The 18,181-nt window shown below is 41.5% G+C and carries 13 protein-coding genes and 1 pseudogene; 9 read left to right on the forward strand and 5 right to left on the reverse strand.

The window, feature by feature from the left end:
• Positions 1-436: 436 nt before the first annotated feature.
• From FBB35_RS11655 to FBB35_RS11675, 5 genes are all read left to right on the forward strand, one after another.
• Positions 437-2,998 carry a GAF domain-containing protein gene (locus FBB35_RS11655; protein ID WP_174709760.1) on the forward strand — a complete coding sequence of 854 codons (2,562 nt, stop codon included), beginning with the start codon at positions 437-439 and terminating at the stop codon, positions 2,996-2,998.
• Complete coding sequence (locus FBB35_RS11660; protein WP_174709761.1) at positions 2,995-3,441, forward strand: response regulator; 447 nt, start codon at positions 2,995-2,997, stop codon at positions 3,439-3,441. Before FBB35_RS11655 ends, FBB35_RS11660 begins: the two co-directional genes overlap by 4 nt.
• A 5-nt stretch (positions 3,442-3,446) precedes the next feature.
• Complete coding sequence (locus tag FBB35_RS11665) at positions 3,447-5,726, forward strand: response regulator (RefSeq protein WP_174713613.1); 2,280 nt, start codon at positions 3,447-3,449, stop codon at positions 5,724-5,726.
• A 192-nt stretch (positions 5,727-5,918) separates the two neighbouring features.
• Positions 5,919-6,830: a hypothetical protein gene (locus FBB35_RS11670; protein ID WP_174709762.1), complete on the forward strand. Its 912-nt coding sequence runs from the start codon at positions 5,919-5,921 to the stop codon at positions 6,828-6,830.
• A 5-nt stretch (positions 6,831-6,835) separates the two neighbouring features.
• Positions 6,836-6,985 (forward strand): hypothetical protein, encoded by a 150-nt coding sequence (locus FBB35_RS11675; protein ID WP_174709763.1) that lies wholly within the window; start codon positions 6,836-6,838, stop codon positions 6,983-6,985.
• A 39-nt stretch (positions 6,986-7,024) separates the two neighbouring features.
• On the opposite strand, the gene ychF is transcribed toward FBB35_RS11675, so the two are convergent.
• The 3 genes from ychF to yidD form a co-directional block, all read right to left on the reverse strand.
• The gene (gene ychF, locus FBB35_RS11680) at positions 7,025-8,116 is read right to left on the reverse strand and encodes a redox-regulated ATPase YchF (protein ID WP_174709764.1); all 1,092 of its coding nucleotides are present in this window, start codon (positions 8,114-8,116) and stop codon (positions 7,025-7,027) included.
• A 45-nt stretch (positions 8,117-8,161) separates the two neighbouring features.
• Entirely contained in the window at positions 8,162-8,359 is a 198-nt protein-coding gene (locus tag FBB35_RS11685; protein ID WP_174709765.1) for a hypothetical protein, read from the reverse strand.
• 203 nt (positions 8,360-8,562) lie between these two features.
• Positions 8,563-8,799 (reverse strand): membrane protein insertion efficiency factor YidD, encoded by a 237-nt coding sequence (yidD, locus tag FBB35_RS11690; protein ID WP_174709766.1) that lies wholly within the window; start codon positions 8,797-8,799, stop codon positions 8,563-8,565.
• Positions 8,800-8,860: 61 nt separating this feature from the next.
• Here yidD and FBB35_RS11695 point away from each other — a divergent pair, with 61 nt between their 5' ends.
• The 4 genes and pseudogenes from FBB35_RS11695 to FBB35_RS11710 all read left to right on the forward strand — a co-directional run bounded on the left by FBB35_RS11695 (position 8,861) and on the right by FBB35_RS11710 (position 10,950).
• Entirely contained in the window at positions 8,861-9,562 is a 702-nt protein-coding gene (locus tag FBB35_RS11695) for a diacylglycerol/polyprenol kinase family protein (protein ID WP_174709767.1), read from the forward strand.
• Positions 9,563-9,686: 124 nt separating this feature from the next.
• Positions 9,687-9,976 (forward strand): annotated as a pseudogene (locus FBB35_RS11700) (Uma2 family endonuclease); the annotation flags it as partial.
• Positions 9,977-10,038: 62 nt separating this feature from the next.
• Positions 10,039-10,539 carry a helix-turn-helix domain-containing protein gene (locus tag FBB35_RS11705; RefSeq protein ID WP_174709768.1) on the forward strand — a complete coding sequence of 167 codons (501 nt, stop codon included), beginning with the start codon at positions 10,039-10,041 and terminating at the stop codon, positions 10,537-10,539.
• A gap of 45 nt (positions 10,540-10,584) precedes the next feature.
• A complete protein-coding gene (locus FBB35_RS11710) occupies positions 10,585-10,950 on the forward strand; it encodes a transposase (protein ID WP_302480984.1) in 366 nt (121 codons plus the stop codon).
• Between the two features lie 344 nt (positions 10,951-11,294).
• Here FBB35_RS11710 and FBB35_RS11715 read toward each other — a convergent pair whose 3' ends face one another.
• Positions 11,295-16,475 carry a hypothetical protein gene (locus tag FBB35_RS11715; protein WP_174709770.1) on the reverse strand — a complete coding sequence of 1,727 codons (5,181 nt, stop codon included), beginning with the start codon at positions 16,473-16,475 and terminating at the stop codon, positions 11,295-11,297.
• A complete protein-coding gene (locus FBB35_RS11720; RefSeq protein WP_174709771.1) occupies positions 16,445-17,782 on the reverse strand; it encodes a P-loop NTPase fold protein in 1,338 nt (445 codons plus the stop codon). The genes FBB35_RS11715 and FBB35_RS11720 overlap by 31 nt, the downstream gene beginning before the upstream one ends.
• Positions 17,783-18,181 lie beyond the last annotated feature (399 nt).

Genomic DNA, 18,181 nt, shown 5'->3' on the forward strand with positions numbered 1-18,181 from the left:
ACAGCAGAAGTCAGAATTCAGAAGTCAGAAACAAAATCATGATTTTCATTCACAAAATCATGATTTTTCTAATGGCAGCCTTTGGCTGAGTGATAAGCTAAAAAACATTTAACTTGCATAATCGAATTAAACATAACTCTTGTGGGGTAGGCAAGATGCCCGCCCAGGATATGCAATTTAAATGTGGGACAGCTTATATGACTAGCAGATAGTCTGCAACAATTGAACCTCATCATGCAGACTAAAATTTGTTTACACTAGGATTAGTGCGATGGCGTATCCGCCCGCCGCAAAAGTACGACAAAATTTAAACAGAATTCCCTGAATAGCCAGAGGTGGGGAAATAACTAATTAATTGTTAAAAAAAGTTAAGCTACTCTTGAGATAGCTACGCTCCTGACTTAAATATTACACTTAGATTTATTAATAAAAATTAATGAAAGTAGGACACATTGATACAGAAGTGGCGCGGCTAGAAGCCCTCCGCCAGTATCAAATTCTTGACACCGAACCTGAAGAAGCTTACGACAATCTTGCTCAGTTAGCGGCATTTATTTGTGATACTTCCATCTCTTTGGTAAATTTTATTGATGAAAACCGTCAATGGTTTAAGGCAAAAGTAGGTTTAGATGTATCAGAAATGCCCCGTTGTGTTGGGTTATCTTACCTTTGCCAAGAGCGGCGTAATGTTGTGGTGGTTCCTGATACCTTAGCTGATGAAAATTTGGCCAATAATGCAGTAGTCACTGGCTATCCTTATGTACGGTTTTATGCAGGTGTACCCTTAATTACTCCCAAGGGAGATATGCTGGGAACTCTATGTGTACTTGACCAAGTTCCAAAAGAATTGAGCCAAAAACAAGTGGAGGCGCTTGTGGCTCTGAGTCACTTGATAATCGACCAACTAGAGCTTAGGCGTTATGTAACTGAGGTATCTCAAGTTACTGAAAAGCTCATGGCACACGAGCAAGCAGCCCGCGTCCAGTCTGAAGCTGCGAGAACCCACATCAATAATCTTCTTGAAAGCATTACTGATGGGTTTTTTGCCCTGGATAAAAAGTCGCGATTCACCTACATTAATGGTCAAGCAGAACGGCTGTTGCGAAAAAAACAAAATGAGCTTCTGGGTAAAAACATCTGGGAAGTGTTTCCAGAAATCATCGGCACAACATTTTACCATGAGTATCACAGGGCAATCATAGAACAGGTGAGTGTGGAATTTGAGGAGTTTTATCCACCACTAAACTGCTGGCTTCAAGTCCATACCTATCCTGCCAAAGACGGCTTGTCTATTTATTTTCAAGACATTACTGAACGGCGGCGAACAGCAGAAGCACTACGAGAAAGTGAAGAACGTTGGCAATTAGCATTACATGGTAATAATGATGGCATTTGGGATTGGAACCTCAAGACTAATGAAGTGTTCTTCTCAACTCGGTGGAAGGAAATGCTCGGTTATAAAGACCACGAAGTTTCCAACGGTTGGGACGAATGGATAAAACAAATCCACCCCGATGAGCGAGATTGGGTACTTCAAGCCTTCCAAGACCACTTTGCCAAGAAAACACCGTTTTATGTTTGTGAATATCGAGTCCAGTGCCAAGACGGCAGCTATAAATGGATTCTAGATCGAGGACAAGCACTTTGGGACGCATTGGGTGATATAGTTCGCATGGTGGGTTCTTATACAGATATCACAGATCGCAAGCGGGCAGATGAAGAATTAAAGCGGCAGAATTTGCGATCGCAATTATTTGCAGAAATCACCCTGAAAATTCGAGAATCTTTACAAATAAATGAAATTCTTCAAACCACAGTTACAGAAGTACAAAAATTACTACAAGCAGACCGAGTTTTAATTTTTCGACTGGAAGCTGATGGTTCGGGAACAGTAATACAAGAGGCAGTGCTACCTGGTTGGCCCGTAATTCTAGGAGAAAATATTCTCGATACCTGCTTTAAAGAAGAATATATCGAAAGATATCGCCAAGGAAGAGTCAGTGCCATGGAAGACGTTCAAGCTGCTCACATTCAACCATGCCATCGAGAATTTCTTCAGCAGTTTGCTGTCAGAGCTAACCTAATAGTACCGATTCTTGTTAGAGATAACATTTGGGGCTTATTGCTGGCTCATCAGTGTGCCGCACCTCGAAAGTGGAATAACTTTGAGATGGAGTTGTTAAAGCAACTAGCTAATCAAATTGGCATTGCTTTATCTCAAGCGCAACTATTAGAAAAAGAAACCCAGCAAAGTCAAGAACTCGTCCGTTCTAATGCGGAATTAGAACAGTTTGCTTATGTAGCTTCACATGACTTACAAGAGCCGCTACGGATGGTAACAAGTTATTTACAACTACTAGAGCGAAGATACAAAAATCAACTTGATGACAATGCCGATCAGTTTATCACCTACGCAGTAGATGGGGCGCGGCGAATGCAGACCTTAATCAACGATTTGTTGAACTATTCCCGCGTCAGCACCCGTGGACAGCCATTTAAGTTAGTTGATTGTGATGTCATCTTACAGCAGGCGATCGCTAATCTCCAAATTGCGATTGCAGATAGCAAGGCAATTGTCACTTACGATTCTCTACCTGAAGTGATGGCTGATACTACCCAACTAACACAAGTATTTCAAAACCTGATTGGCAACGCGATCAAATTTTGCCAGAATCAGCAGCCACAAATTCACATTGGGGTAGCCAAGCCAAATCCAAATTCAGACGAAGAAAGTTTAAATTCTATACCATTGGCAGATGAATGGTTATTCTCGATACGTGATAATGGAATTGGTTTGGAATCCCAGTATGCAGAACGTATTTTTATAATTTTTCAGCGTTTGCACGGTAGAGACAAGTATCCTGGTACTGGAATTGGTCTGGCAATTTGCAAGAAAATTATAGAACGGCACGGCGGCCGGATCTGGGTTGAATCGAAACCGGGTCAAGGCTCGACTTTCTACTTCACAATTCCAGATAGAGCAGGTAAGCAATCGTGAGCGTTATAACAGCGATTATGCCTATTGAGGTTTTGTTAGTAGAGGACAATCCTGGCGATGCCCAACTTACACGCATCGCCTTAGAAGATAGTAAGATATCGATTCACCTCAACGTCGTCGAAGATGGTGTAGAGGCAATGGCATTCTTGCGAAAACAAGAAAAATATGTCAAAGCAGCCCATCCCGATATTGTGCTGCTCGATTTAAATCTCCCCAGAAAAGATGGGCGGGAGGTACTGGCAGAAATCAAAGGAGATGAAAAGCTCAAGCGAATTCCTGTGGTAATTTTGACGACTTCCCAAGCTGAAGAAGACATCCTCAAAGCCTATAATTTATGTGCAAACTGTTATATAACTAAGCCAGTAGATTTCGATCAATTCGTTAAAATTGTACAATCAATAGAAAATTTTTGGTTTGCGATCGTAAAACTGCCACCGGAGTAGTGGAAATGGCAGGTAAAAATATTAAAGTCTTGTTAGTAGAAGATAACCCCGGTGATGTTTTTTTATTACAGGAGTTTTTAAAAGAAGTTACCACAGTTGTAGTTGATTTGATACCCGTTGAGCGGCTTTCGGAAGCAATCAACTACTTAGCAAAGGAAATTTTTGATGTGATTTTGCTAGACCTCTCGCTGCCAGATAGCCAGGGGTTAGAAAGCTTTGTCATCGCTCACCATCAGGCTAAAGCCACTCCCATAATTGTGCTGACGGGTATAGACGATGAAACTTTGGCAATTAGGGCGATGCAAGAAGGAGCGCAGGATTATTTGGTGAAAGGGCAAGTAACTGGCGACTTGCTGGTGCGCTCCATGCGTTATGCTATCGAACGTCAACGGGCAGACGAGGCATTGCGTCACAGTGAAGAGCGATTTCGAGTGGCCCTAAAAAACTCTCCCATCTTTGTCTACAACCAAGATATAGAGTTACGCTACACCTGGGTTTACAATCCCCCTTCTGGATTGACAGTTGAGGAAATATTAGGCAAACAAGACTTAGATATTATCCCAGGTGAAGATGCTCAACGTCTTACCACAATTAAACGCGGGGTACTAACTACTGGCATAGGAACGCGAGAGGAAGTATCAATTACAATCAAAGATACAACTCGATATTACGATTTGACAGTTGAGCCATTGCGGAATGAGTCGCAAGAAGTTGTGGGCGTGACGTGCGCCAGTATTGATATTAGCGAAAAACAAGCTGCGCTACGCGATCGCAAATTGGCAGAAGAAAAAATCCGCGAACAAGCAGCATTACTCGATGTCACCACTGATGCCATTTGCGTGCGAGATTTAAACAATCAAATTATTTTCTGGAACAAAGGCGCAGAAACACTTTACGGCTGGCAAGCTGAAGAAGCTTGGGGCAAAAATGCTAGTGAGCTTTTGTTTGACGAACCTTCACCAGAAATCGAAGCGGCTCTTTTACAAGCTACTAGTAAAGGTAAGTGGCAGGGCGAGTTAACTAAACTTACCAAAGCTGACAAAGAAATCCTTGTTGCTAGTCGCTGGAGTTTGGTGTACGGCGAACAAGGAAAACCAAAAGCGATTCTCACCGTTGACACAGATATTACCGATAAAAAACATCTAGAAGCCCAATTATTTCGCGCCCAACGCTTGGAAAGTATTGGCACTCTAGCTAGTGGCATTGCTCACGACCTCAACAATATCTTGACACCTATTCTGGCAGGAGCGCAACTTTTACCACTCAAATTTCCTGATGCAGATGAGCGGACTCGCCATCTACTGGAAATTTTGGAAATCAACGCTAGACGCGGGGCAGATTTAGTCAAACAAGTGTTGTCATTTGCACGGGGTGTAGAAGGAAAGCGTATCACTTTGCAACTCAGACATATAATTGTGGAAGTTGCCAAGATTCTTAAAGAGACATTTCCCAAATCCATACAAATCAGCACAGATGTCCTGCAAGATTTGTGGATGGTTTCTGGAGATAGTACCCAACTACATCAAGTATTGATGAACCTCTGCGTTAATGCCCGCGATGCAATGCCAAATGGCGGTAATTTGAGCATCTATGCTGAAAATCTGTTGATTGACGAAAATTATGCCCGCATGAACCTGGAAGCCAAAGAGGGGCCTTATATAGTAATTACTGTCTCCGATACTGGAGTTGGGATTCCCAAAGAAATCTTAGATAGAATTTTCGAGCCATTTTTTACCACAAAAGATGTCGGAAAAGGCACAGGGTTAGGACTTTCCACCGTGCTGGGAATTATTAAAAGCCACGGTGGTTTTGTGAATGTCTATAGCGAACTGGGAAGCGGCACTAGCTTTAAGATTTACTTGCCAGCAGTGGAGGGAATGGAAACATTTACTCCAGAAGAATCGCCAGCACAGAAAGGACATGGAGAATTGATTTTGATTGTGGATGATGAAGTTGCTATTCAAGAGATTACGAGGACATCGCTAGAAGCTCACAACTACAAAACCCTCATTGCCAATGATGGCATTGAAGCGATCGCGCTATACGCTCAAAACCGGGATAAAATTAGTGCCGTACTGATGGATATTATGCTACCTTTACTCGATGGTTTAACTGCCATCCGTACTCTGCAAAAAATTAACCCCAAAGTCAGAGTTATTGCCAGCAGTGGACTTATGTCTGACAATAAGCTTAGTGCAGTAGCTGCTATTGGTGTGAATACGTTTTTGGTAAAGCCCTACACTGTCAACGAGTTATTGCTTTCTTTACAAAAAATCCTATCGTAACTCAATTAATTACGCAAGTATTATGGTAGTTATAAGTACAAAAGTTCGCTTCATTGATGTGAGTGTAAATTGTTGGGATTTGATATGATTGAGCATCGACTAACACACTCCTCTTACGGAGTGTAGGGGCAGGGAAAACTTTTTTTAATCCCATGCCCAATGTCCAATGCCCAATGCCCAATCCTTTTTAATATGCCTCGGTTTCTCAAGTTAATTATAAATATAGTAGTCTTGAGTGCATTGTTATTCATATCTGTGCAAGTTTGGGCGCAAGATTGGCGACCAGTTCGCGGTGGTATCCCTTTCGGGATCAGTGGTATGGCTTTGATAAAGCAGCAAAGAAATACACTAGATTTTCTGATTGTCCACGACAACAAAAAACCCAATCAAGCCCGTTTAGCAATTATTAGTATTAAAGGAAAAAACCAACCTGAATATTTCCCATTAAAGTGGCCAAGTAACATAGAATTGCCCATCGACTTAGAAGCTTTAACATCTATTCCTGAGAAAACAAAATTCTCTTTTATCGCTTTAAGCAGTTCTGGCAAAGCTTATTTTATCAGGTTAAACCCTGCCAATAAAACCATCTTGGTTCTCAAAGAATTCAATCTACCAGAAATTATTCAAGGAAATAATTTTGAGGGATTTGGATTACAAAATATAGACGGAAAATTAGTTGCTATTTGGGCACATCGAGGCGAAGGTGAACAACCAGCAACTATATTTTGGGGAATGTTTGATTTGGCTAAATATCAAATTACTCTCGCAGGTTCTGCCAATCTGAGAGTACCGTTTCCATCTGGCAATGTACGTCATATATCAGACATTAAGGTAGACCCTGTAGGAATTGTGTACATTACCTCAGCAAATGATGCCGGAGACGATGGCCCATTTCAGTCAGCTGTGTATATCGCTGGTTATCTGGGATTGCGTGATCACAAAATTGTATGGCAGCAAAATTCTCAACTTGTTCCTCTTTACCGCTCTGATTACCACAAAATTGAAGGTATGGAACTTGTTCCCGGTGCGGAAGGTGGTCTGATTCTTGGTACGGATGATGAGAATTTGGGTTCTTATGTATACATGGTGGGTGGGAGTAATTGAGCGATATGTCCTTTGATAACCTATGCAAACTGCTATCTGAAAACAGATTGCTGGTTTATTTGCGATCGCCTAACAACTTCCTTAAAGAGTGTCAAGGTTTACAGTGTGATGGTGTACCCGCCCACTGTAGGCGATCGCAATTTGGTATAAGTTGACCATTATCTTATCGATAACGGCCACTTAATTAATTAACCCTACACATTAAATCGGAACAACATTACATCCCCTTCCTGCACAACATACTCTTTCCCTTCACTGCGAACCAACCCTTTTTCCTTCGCAGCATTCATCGAACCATTTGTTACCAAATCTTTATAAGCAACAGTTTCAGCGCGAATAAATCCCCGCTCAAAATCACTGTGGATTACACCAGCAGCTTGAGGTGCAGACATTCCGGCATTAATTGTCCAAGCGCGGGTTTCTTTAGGGCCGCAGGTAAAATATGTCCGCAAGCCTAGAAGCGAGTATGTTGCACGAATCAAGGATTTTAAACCGCCTTCTTCCACACCTAAAGATGCGAGAAAATCAGCCTTATCTTCTTCTGGTAGTTCTACTAACTCCGCTTCAACTTGAGCCGAAACTATGACAACTTGGGCATTTTCTGTCGATGCAATTTGTCGCACTGTTTCTACAAAATGATTACCAGTTGCCAATTCATCCTCAGATACATTGGCGGCATAAATAATCGGTTTATAAGTAAGCAGTTCTAATCCCTTAATAATTACTTCTTCTTCTTCATTCAAACTTACCTGGCGCACCGATTTACCTTCATTTAAAGCCGCAGCCAATTTTTCTAAAACTGTGATTTCAAACTGTGCATCTTTGCTGGTACGAGCTTGTTTGCGAGTCCGGTCAATTCGCCGCTCAATTTGTGATAAATCTGATAAACCCAGTTCTATATTAATGATTTCAATATCTCGCGCTGGATCAACAGAACCAGCAACGTGGATAATATCGTCATTTTCAAAACAACGTACCACATGGACGATCGCATCAACTTCCCGGATGTGGGACAGGAATTGATTCCCTAGTCCCTCACCCTGACTTGCACCTTTAACTAAACCGGCAATATCTACAAATTCCACCCGCGCCGGGATAGTTTGTGCCGAACTGGCAATCTTAGCAAGAACATTTAACCGTTCATCCGGTACTGCGACAACGCCGACATTCGGTTCAATCGTGCAAAAAGGGAAGTTAGCTGCTTCTGCTTTAGCATTAGCAACTACAGCATTAAATAAAGTAGATTTTCCGACGTTGGGAAGTCCGACAATTCCGGCTCTTAGCATTTTGGATTTTAGATTTGAGATTTTGGATTACATTACCAAGTTAATCTAAACAGGTTCCGGTATGGTTTGGGGAATTGGCCCTGGAACTGTTTGGGGAATGGGAGCAGGTACTGGTTCTGGTACAGGCCCCGGCAAGGGTTGAGGAATCGCTGGCCCTGGCACAGGTTCAGGACTAGGTAGCGGATTCGGGCCAGGAGTAGGAATTTGTGGTTCGGGTATAGAAATCGCAGTAAGATTTAGCATGGTAAGTCTAAATTAAATTATTTAACCTTCCCAAGGTAGATGACAACTTCATCTGTTGACATCTCCCTAAATATCTATACCCACGAACATTTCCTTTAAATAATTTACGCTCTTGTGATTAATTCGTAGCTAATTCTCAGCGCCCCTCTGCGTTTAAACTTCACCCATAAATTCGCCACCATTTTACGCAAAACTCTACTAAACTACTGCCCTTTTACCTTTTCTACCACCTCTGGGACTGGATCGTAACCACCTGGATGGAAAGGATGACAGCGTAAAATCCGCCGAGTAGCCATCCAGCTACCACGTAACACTCCAAATCGTTCAATGGCTTCAATAGCATACATCGAACAAGTTGGTTGAAAGCGACAAGTCGGGAGAAACAACGGCGATATAAACATTCGGTAGCCCCGAATCAGCCAAATAAATAATAGTTTCATTGCAGTTACCTAAATCTTATAAATTAGTAACAGAGGTAAAATTTTTCATTTTGTTACATCTTTGTTGATTACATTTTCTGACTTAACCTCAATTCCGGTTTTATGGCTGCAAATTGCGATTACTGCAATTTGGGTGTTACTCATCCTCGTGATTGCATGGGTGGTAAACCGCTTCGCCGACGAGCCAGAAATCGTGCGGAAGATAGTTCATATAGGCACTGGTAATGTAATTTTACTTGCTTGGTGGCTAGATATCCCCGCCAGTGTAGGGATTACAGCTTCCATTCTAGCGAGTGCAATCACCTTATTATCCTACCGATTGCCTATTCTTCCTGGTATTAATAGCGTTGGGCGGCAAAGTTTCGGGACATTTTTTTACTCTGTTAGTTTCGGTATTTTAGTTGCCAGCTTCTGGTACTTACAACAACCCCAGTACGCAGCACTAGGAATTTTGATCATGACTTGGGGAGATGGACTAGCAGCCTTAATTGGACAACGCTTTGGTACACACAAATATAAAGTCTTTGGCACACAAAAAAGTTGGGAAGGCTCCCTAACCATGATGTTTGTTAGCTATTTAATCAGTATTTTGATTTTAGTTGCAACTCAAGGAAACAGTTGGCAAAGTTGGGTAATATCACTTGCGGTTGCATTTATCGCTACAGTTTTAGAGGCTTTTTCGTTTTTGGGTATTGATAATTTGACAGTCCCTTTGGGTAGTGCAGCCCTTGCCTTCTTTTTAAGTCAGTTAGTCTATTTCTAATTGAGCAAACAAGAGATACTTGCCCGATACGTTTCTCTAAATATCTAGTTCAAAGGATATGGGAGCAAAAGCATAGATTTAATGGGCTGAGATAGCGATCGCACTCATCTTCAGCAATAATGCTGAAGCTAATATAGGTATTTACTACACAGACCTTCAGCCTCCTATTGTACCTGATATCTTTCTTAGCTTGGATGTTCAAGTATCTGAAAATTGGTGGGAGAAACAAAATCGTTGTTATATGGTTTGGCGTTTTGGCAAACCTCCAGAAGTTGTCCTCGAAATTGTCTCTAACAAAGAAGGTGATGAACTGGGCAAAAGCTGCGAATTTATGAACACATGCGGGCTAGTTACTACATTGTATATGACCCAAATCAGCAATTAGCAGAAAAAACTTTGTATGTTTATGAACTAATACCAATTTAATATGAAGCTGCATATAATAGAGAAAACAAACTCGATAAATTAAAATAACCATGAGCCGCCCTTTTGAGATTGAAATCGCAGAGAGCGAAGAAGAACTTAAAAAACGTCTACAAACAGCTAATTTAGGGAACCAGAAAGAAAAACTTATTATGCTGTGGTGGATAAAAAGCGGGCAGGCCAAGGAGCAGCAAGATATTGGAAAACGCTTGGCTAAAGATACATCAACGGTGACAAGGTGGTTACAAAAATATAGATCGGGTGGGCTAGATGAATTATTGAAAATAAAAAAAGCTCCGGGAGCAAAACGGAAAATTCCTGAGGCAGCGATCGCGGCACTTGAGGAAGAGTTAAAAACAGGAAAAGGCTTTAGTAGCTATGGTGCAATAGTGGAGTGGTTAAAGCAAGAGCAGGGGCAAGATATCGAGTATGCAACGGTTTATGCATTGGTTCGATATCGATTAGGGGCAAAACTAAAAGTACCACGTCCTCAAAGCCATAAGCAGGATGAAAAGTTAGTATCTGAGTTTAAAAAAAACTCGGTATCATTCTGAAATTGTCTAGAAAAACATCTAGCACCCGGCAAGTGTGTTCGCTACCTGTGCCAGGATGAAACTATGGTTGGACTCAAAACTCTTACAGGAAAAGTGATTACAGCTTCCGGAGTCAAGCCCACTGTTAAGGTGATATCGCCAAGAGATAACTTTTGGATTTATGGTGCAATTGAACCATTAACTGGAGACCACTTTCTTTATGAGTATCCGAAACTGAATGGCGAGTGTTTTCAACAGTTCTTGGACTGGCTATCTGTGCAATTAGGCTCGGATTATGCAATTTTACAGATTGATCAAGCACCGGCTCATACAAGTTCAGTGATTAGCTGGCAAGAGTTTATTATTCCTCTATTTCAACCACCATCGGCTCCTGAACTCAATCAAGAAAGAAAGGCTTTGGCAAGCTCTTAAGAAACCTCTCAAAAATCAACTTTTCTCTTCTTTACAAGCTTTACGCGAACGCATCCAAGAGATATTCGACCAACTTACATTTGAGCAAGTAATTTCTGTCTCTTCTTATAACTTTATCTTAGAAGCTCTTTTCTATGCAGCTTCACATTAAATTGGTATTAGGTACAAAAAAAATGGTAGAAAGAACGATTTATCTTAAAGCCAGTAATAAAACGTATTTGGCTTCTGAATTACTGATTCCTAAATTCTGAATTCTACTGTATTAAACATAGTCATTGAACTTTGGCGCGATTGAATCGGTTTATTTATCTTAACACCACATCACCTTTCATCATTCTTCTGCATTACCTACTAAAACACAAAGCGCGATCGCTCTTTGTCACCTTCTGATTAGTCTGCAAATAATCATGCAGCAAATTGCAACCCCGTCCCAGTAACTTTTCCAGTTGGATATCTGCCAAATCTTGGAAAATCACTGTGCCATTACCACTACCCGCAGCCAGAGTCTTACCGTCATTACTAAAACTGACGCTGGTTAACTCTTGCTTATCACCTTTTAAAGCAATTAGTAATGTCCCTTCTCGGTTCCAAATTCTTACTTTGTCATCACTGCTAGCGGCTAAAGTCTTACCATCTGGGCTAAAACTTACACTGATGAAACTATCGCCATCCCCCGCAAAAGTATTTAGCAAATCACCGTCCCGACTCCAAATCTTCACGGTGCTATCAATACTAGCTGAAGCGATAAGCCCTTTGGGCATGGCTTTGCTTACCACTTGACTATCAGGCGACCAAGCAACCCCATTTACCCTGCGGCTATGGCCAATTAAGGTGTAGAGCAATTTACCCTCTAAACTCCAGATTTTTACGGTTTTGTCATCACTGGCTGAGGCTAGCAACTTACCATCGGGGCTAAAACTTACCCAATTTACTGCATCTTGATGCCCTTGCAAGGTGTTGAGTAGTTTACCGTCTCGATTCCAAAGCTTTACTGTTTTATCTTTACTAGCTGAGGCAATTACTTGACTATTGGGCGACCAAGCTACACCCAAGACGGTACTATTATGACCTTGTAAGGTGTTGAGCAGTTTACCGTCAACACTCCAAAGCTTCACTGTTCGATCTTTACTAGCCGAGGCAATTACTTTACCATCTGGACTGAAACTAACTCCCCAAACTTGACCCTGATGCCCAGTGAAAGTACGGAGTAGTTTACCTTCTCGACTGAAGAGTTTTACAGTTTTGTCTCGACTTGCTGCGGCTAAAGTGCGATCGCCTGGGCTGAAACTGATGCTAGTTATCCAGTCATCATTATCGGCTTTGGGTTTTCGCAATAATACATCGTCCCAATGCCAGAGTTTAATTGTTTTATCGCGGCTTGCAGAAGCTAGGGTGCGATCGTCTGGGCTAAAACTGACGCTGTTAACCCAATTATTATGCCCCTTCAGGGTTCCTAACAGCACCCCTCTAGAACTCCAGAGTTTGATCGTTTCGTCGGTACTGGCGGAAGCGATAGTATTACCATCATGGCTAAAAGTAACGCTGGTAACTCCAGCACTATGCCCTGATAAGGTTCGCAGTAATTTACCCTCCAGATTCCACAGTTTGATTGTCTGGTCTAAACTAGCAGAAGCAATGGTTTGTGCATCGGTTGACCAAGCGACACTCAAGACTGCATCTTCATGTCCCTGCAAGGTTTTGAGCAGCTTACCATCCCGACTCCATAATTTCACTGTCTTGTCAGCACTCCCAGAAGCAATGGTCTGTCCATCGGTTGACCAAGCGACACTCAAAACTGCACCACCATGTCCTTGCAAGGTTTTGAGCAACTTACCATCCCGACTCCACAGTTTTACTGTCTTGTCTGTACTCGCCGAAGCAATAATTTGACCGTCTGGGCTAAAACTGACACTATTTACTACACCTTGATGCCCTAATAAGGTAACAAGCAGTACGCCTTCTCGACTCCACAGTTTCACCGTCTTATCTTGACTGGCGGAAGCAACAATTTGACCATCTGGGCTGAAACTGACGCTATTTACTACATCTTCATGCCCCGACAAGGTTTTGAATAAGCTACCATCGGGAAGCCAAAGTTTAATGTTAGTATCCGCGCTGGCTGAGGCAATTAAAGAGCGGTCAGGACTGAATGTAACACTATTTACTCCAGATATATGCCCTTCTAAACGGTTATATTCTCTCAACCCAGAAACTGCTTGATATAGCGCCGTCTGTACTTGCTCTCTTGTATAAGAATCAACCCAAACTGTTTGCTGTAATTTTCTTCCCGCCCTTAAACCATCTTTTAAAGCATCAATACCTTTTTGCGATGCAAAGAGGGCTTCACTGGATGCACTAAGGGTTTTAATTTCGCTATCTACTGCTGTCACAATGGAAACACTTAATCCAAATATGGCGAGAACAGAAGCAGTCAGGGCAATTTTCAACGAACGATTTAATTGAGCTTCACTAAGCCTTTGTTTCTTTTGACTTTCTGCAAGTTTTGCTGTTAATTCTTTTTCTTTGAGTTCAGCTCGTAATTGCTCAATTTGTAACTGACTCAATTCTTCCCGCTTGTGTAATTCTCGCAATTCCGTTAATAAATCTAATCCCTGCTGAGGATGAGAATCTACTAATGTAGAACGCTGCTTTTTTTGGCTAAGTTCGCTTTTAAGTCGGTCAATTTCAGCTTTACTTTGTTCTACTTTATAGCGCAACTGATTTAGTTGTACCTGTAAACTTGATTCTTGTTGTTGCAGGTAACGAATCAAGTCTACTAAATAATCGTGAATCAGTTGATAGCGTTCTGGTACATCAGGGAATAGTACTATCAAACCGGAGCGTACTAAAATGTCTAATACTAACTCTAATTTGCTAGCATCTTCTAATTCTGCTAGCTGTGCCGCTAATTCAGCACGAGTTTTAAAAGGTCGGTTGTTACTTTCATCTGTTAATAAGTATAAGACGAGTAACGCGGCTCGTTCATTTTCTGGGCCGCAGTCTTTAATCAGTTCTTTAAGATATCGCTCAATGAGTTTGTTGGGTCTATATGGCTGATATTCTTCTAGTGTAGTAATGCGCTCATCTTGAAGTTGCGCTCCTACAACTTGCAATTCAATGGGGCGGACTTCTCCAAATTCTGTGGATAAATCTTCGATTAAGGCATCAATTAAAGCAGGTTCTAAATTAAACTGCGATCGCTCTGTCAATTTTCGGATAATTGCTTTGGCATATTCTGGCGAAAAATTATTCAACTGGTAGCGAATATGCTTGTCGAGAATATTATTATTAATCGCTTCCAGCGCCGAAAGATGTTTAAAATCTAACAAACGATGTAAGTAATCTTCTCGCAACGAAAGGATAACTTTGACAAAGGGGATATTTAGGCAATCACTAATAAATTTATCAAATTCTTGCTTCTGTTTGCGATCGCTATAACCGAAGAAAAATTCTTCAAACTGGTCAAAGATTAAAACTGTAATCAGGTGATTATCAGCATTTTGTTTGAGTTGTTGGATAATTCTGACGATGGTGATGGGTGTATCAGAGTAAGGCAAAGCCTCCGTTTCAAGGGCTGTTTCTAGCTTAATATCAGCGTAGATGGCAAGGGATGGGTCAGCAGACATCGCCCCACTCAAAGATTTCTCTAATTCCCGCACCCAATCGGTATAAACTTGCAATACTACAGGTACAGCTATTTGGTCGCCAATAGCTCGATTTTGCAGTGCTGGAACTAAACCAGCAGTGACAATAGAACTTTTACCCACCCCTGATTGACCGTGAATCACCGTCAGCTTTTGATCGGCGCGGCTAATTCTCCCAATTAAGTTATTAATATCACGCTCTCGACCAGAAGCGGCAATTTCTAAAGCAACGCTGCTACTTCCAGAATGTGACATCAATGCTGGGTTTGTTACCTGTCTTTGAGGTTGCAAACGTCCTGCACCAATAAAAGCCCGAAAACCATACTGCTGCTCAACAGAACGCCGCTTCTGCCGAATGTAATAGGCTTCCAAATAGCAACTTTCTTCAAAGTATAGCGATCGCAGTGTCCGCAATAAGCGAATATAACGATGAGCATCGTATTGATGGGCACTGCCTTCTAAGGCTGCTGGCAGTTCTTTTGTCGCTTTTTCTAAGTATTCATGAGCGATTACTAATTCACCTAAATTTCGCTGTGCTTTCGCCAACACTAAATAGTAAATTTGCCCCAGCAGTAACGGAAATAAGCAGTTATAAGGGTCGTTGTGCTTTTGCGCTTCACCTAATTTCAGCAGTGATACGTGTGCTAATATACTTGCCTGTACCCACCGCGACTGCTGCACAGCCACTTGTGCCAGAAAACCATAGTCACAAGCTAATTGGATTTGACTACCATAAGTTTGATGCAACTCCAAAGACTTTTGAGCAACAGTCTGCAATTCTTCCCACTCTTGTAGATATTGCAAAACTTCAGCAAGTTGCCCAATAAATCCAGCAACTATATCTAAACGCCCAGCCACCTGCAAAACATTCAAACATTGCTGAAAATAAAATTTAGCTGTGTACCAATGACGACGGTTTTCTGTTTGATTTTGCTCTGCTAAACGGCAATAACACAGTCCAATATAAAACAGCAAGATTCCCTGTCGCAGAGGTAGCACAGATGGGGGAGATGGAGGTGTAGGCGAAGAAAATACTCCCTCATCCCCCCTAGCTACCCCTGCTCCCCTGCTCCCCTGCTCCCCTGCTTTCCTCCCTATTTCCTCCAACTTTTGCCAAACTTGTAAGCTTTGCTGAAAGTGGCTTAAAGCTGTATTGATGCGATCGCTAATATAATTATCTAAACCAAAAACAAACTCTAAACTAGCGTGTAATTCTGGCTCTAAGGTAATACCACGATTGTGCAACTCTCCAATTGCAAAGTGGAGTTCATAGCTATTTTTCCAGACTTGCTCCACAGTGAAATAATGCTTTGCAACTTGAGGAGGTTGATGTTGTGCAGCATCGGTTGGTAACACCGTAGCAAATAAAGAGTCAGTTTCCTGTTGCAAAAATTGCCGCAATGATTGAGTTGTCATCTCAAATCGAATCGGTGTAGCCGCCCAACTAGCAAAATCTGGTGCTAAACGGACTATCTTTTGCAACACCTCTTCATTCACCCACACAATCATCGGGAATGGGTGGCGTTTGCGAAATTCATCACGAATATGATTGACAGACCTAAGTAAATCGTCAATTCCATCTACTGACTCTAAACCCAAAATCATCAACGCCGATGGCGGATTTTCTTCAGTTACCAGTTGTAAATGAATACTTGTGTAAAGACTTCTAGCATTATGCGGCAGAATTATCTTTTGAATATGGTGTACACCTGAAGAAATTTCTTCGAGTCGTTGCAGCATTTGTTCTTGCAAAACCCGATAATTGCAGCACACCAAAACTAGAGAGAATTGACCGCTAGAAAGGGTAATTGCTCTTCCCAAACTCCGTAAAGCCCGCTCATTAGCTGCTCTTATATCTGCTTGTGGGTGTCGTTCAACCATGATTTAAATTTTTCCGTCTCTGCTAAAACTGGGTTGACGGCAAACCAAGCTCCTTGATGATCTCGGTATTCAAATACAAATAAACTTCGCAATAAAGTATGGTATTCTATATCACCTCTAACCCTCTGCTGTTGCACCACCTGAAAGATTAGTTCCCACTCATGAGGGTCAATAGCATTGGCTCGGTAATCTCGCTGTCTTTGAATCACCAAATCAACACACTCCCGCTCAAAAGGTGGATCTTGTTCTCGCAGACAGTCAAACAGTAACCCTAGCAAGTCGCGGACATGACCACCACTAATCAAGCACAACCGATCTAAGGTTTCCACACTATCAAACACCTCTGTAATTAAGCCTAACCGATCGCTAGGTAAAATGTCTGGGAAAGCTCTAGCTAGCACCATTTGCCGTAACATTGCTAGCCCTTGAGGAAAAATCTCTCCAGAGCGCAGGCGTACAGGGATCATCGGTAGCATTTTTGGTGCAACTCCTCCCCCCAAACGATGCTGAAGTTCGGCGCTATCGTTGGAGAAAGTCAACGCTAAAGGAATAGTGTAGACTACATGACAATTTAGTTTGCGTAACTGTTCGCCACGCTGAATAAATAAATATTCTGGCAGCGATCGCCCCGATGGTAAAGGTCGAATTGCAACTCTATCCAAGTTATCAACGATAACTACCAGTCCTTTTTTACCCCTGGTTTTCAGTTCCTTGATAGCACGTTCTAGCAATTCTTGATTAATTGACTGTAAAATATTTGCTGTTCGCGGTTCTAAATAATCTCTTAACCGCCGCCGCAATTGGGGACTTTCTTTAGTTTTAGCTGTAATTTTGGCAATTCCCATAGATAATTCTGCTTCTACCCCAAGGTCAATTGGCGTTTGCAGAAAATCCACAATTTCACCAAACAACTTGGTAAAGTAAGCAGGTTTGAGCCTAATTTTCATAGCTTCTAGGCTTTCGCTTACTTGTCCAGCGATCGCCAACAAAATATCAGTCACATCCACATCTGCCATTTCTAAGACATGGGTAGACTCAAAGTAAACTACATGAAATTGCTGCGCTTCTAACTCAGCTTTGAGTCGCAACAACTCCGTTGATTTTCCACAGCCGAGATGTCCTGTAAATAGCTGACAAGTTGGTTCATCTGGAGAGATTCGAGCGATCGTGCGTTGCAAAGCCTCGATAATTTTGCCACCCCGCACCGCAGCAAAATCGATATAGTACCTGCGATCGCTGGCATTTCCTATAATTAGAGGTCTGCTCGGATTGCAAGCCTGATAAAATCTTTCTAAATCTAGGAGCATATCTAATCAAGTTCACTCAGGAATGAGTATGACAAAATTTACTGAATAAATATATTGATTTTAGGGAATTTATGCTTTATTTTAATCAAACTACTAACTACACTAGCAAAATTTCGGATAATTGTTTGTACATAAGTTAGATGTAGCACATAGCTATCCTGAGATTTTAGTTAAAGTAAGCAGAAATACTCCTATAAGTATAAATAGCGAAAAAGTTTAATATTAAATAAGGTACTCTTATGAATATTAAAAATATCCAATACAAAAAAAGGTACTGTTAAGTACAATTTTGTAGCTCTATTGAACTCATCATCAGCTTGAATTATTAAGAGCTTCCGTTACTTTTGCGAAAAAATAATCTACAACCCTTAGAGAATAAGACTTTTAACAAAAACGTTG

The sequence above is a fragment of the Nostoc sp. TCL240-02 genome, assembly GCF_013343235.1.
Classification (GTDB): Bacteria; Cyanobacteriota; Cyanobacteriia; order Cyanobacteriales; family Nostocaceae; genus Nostoc.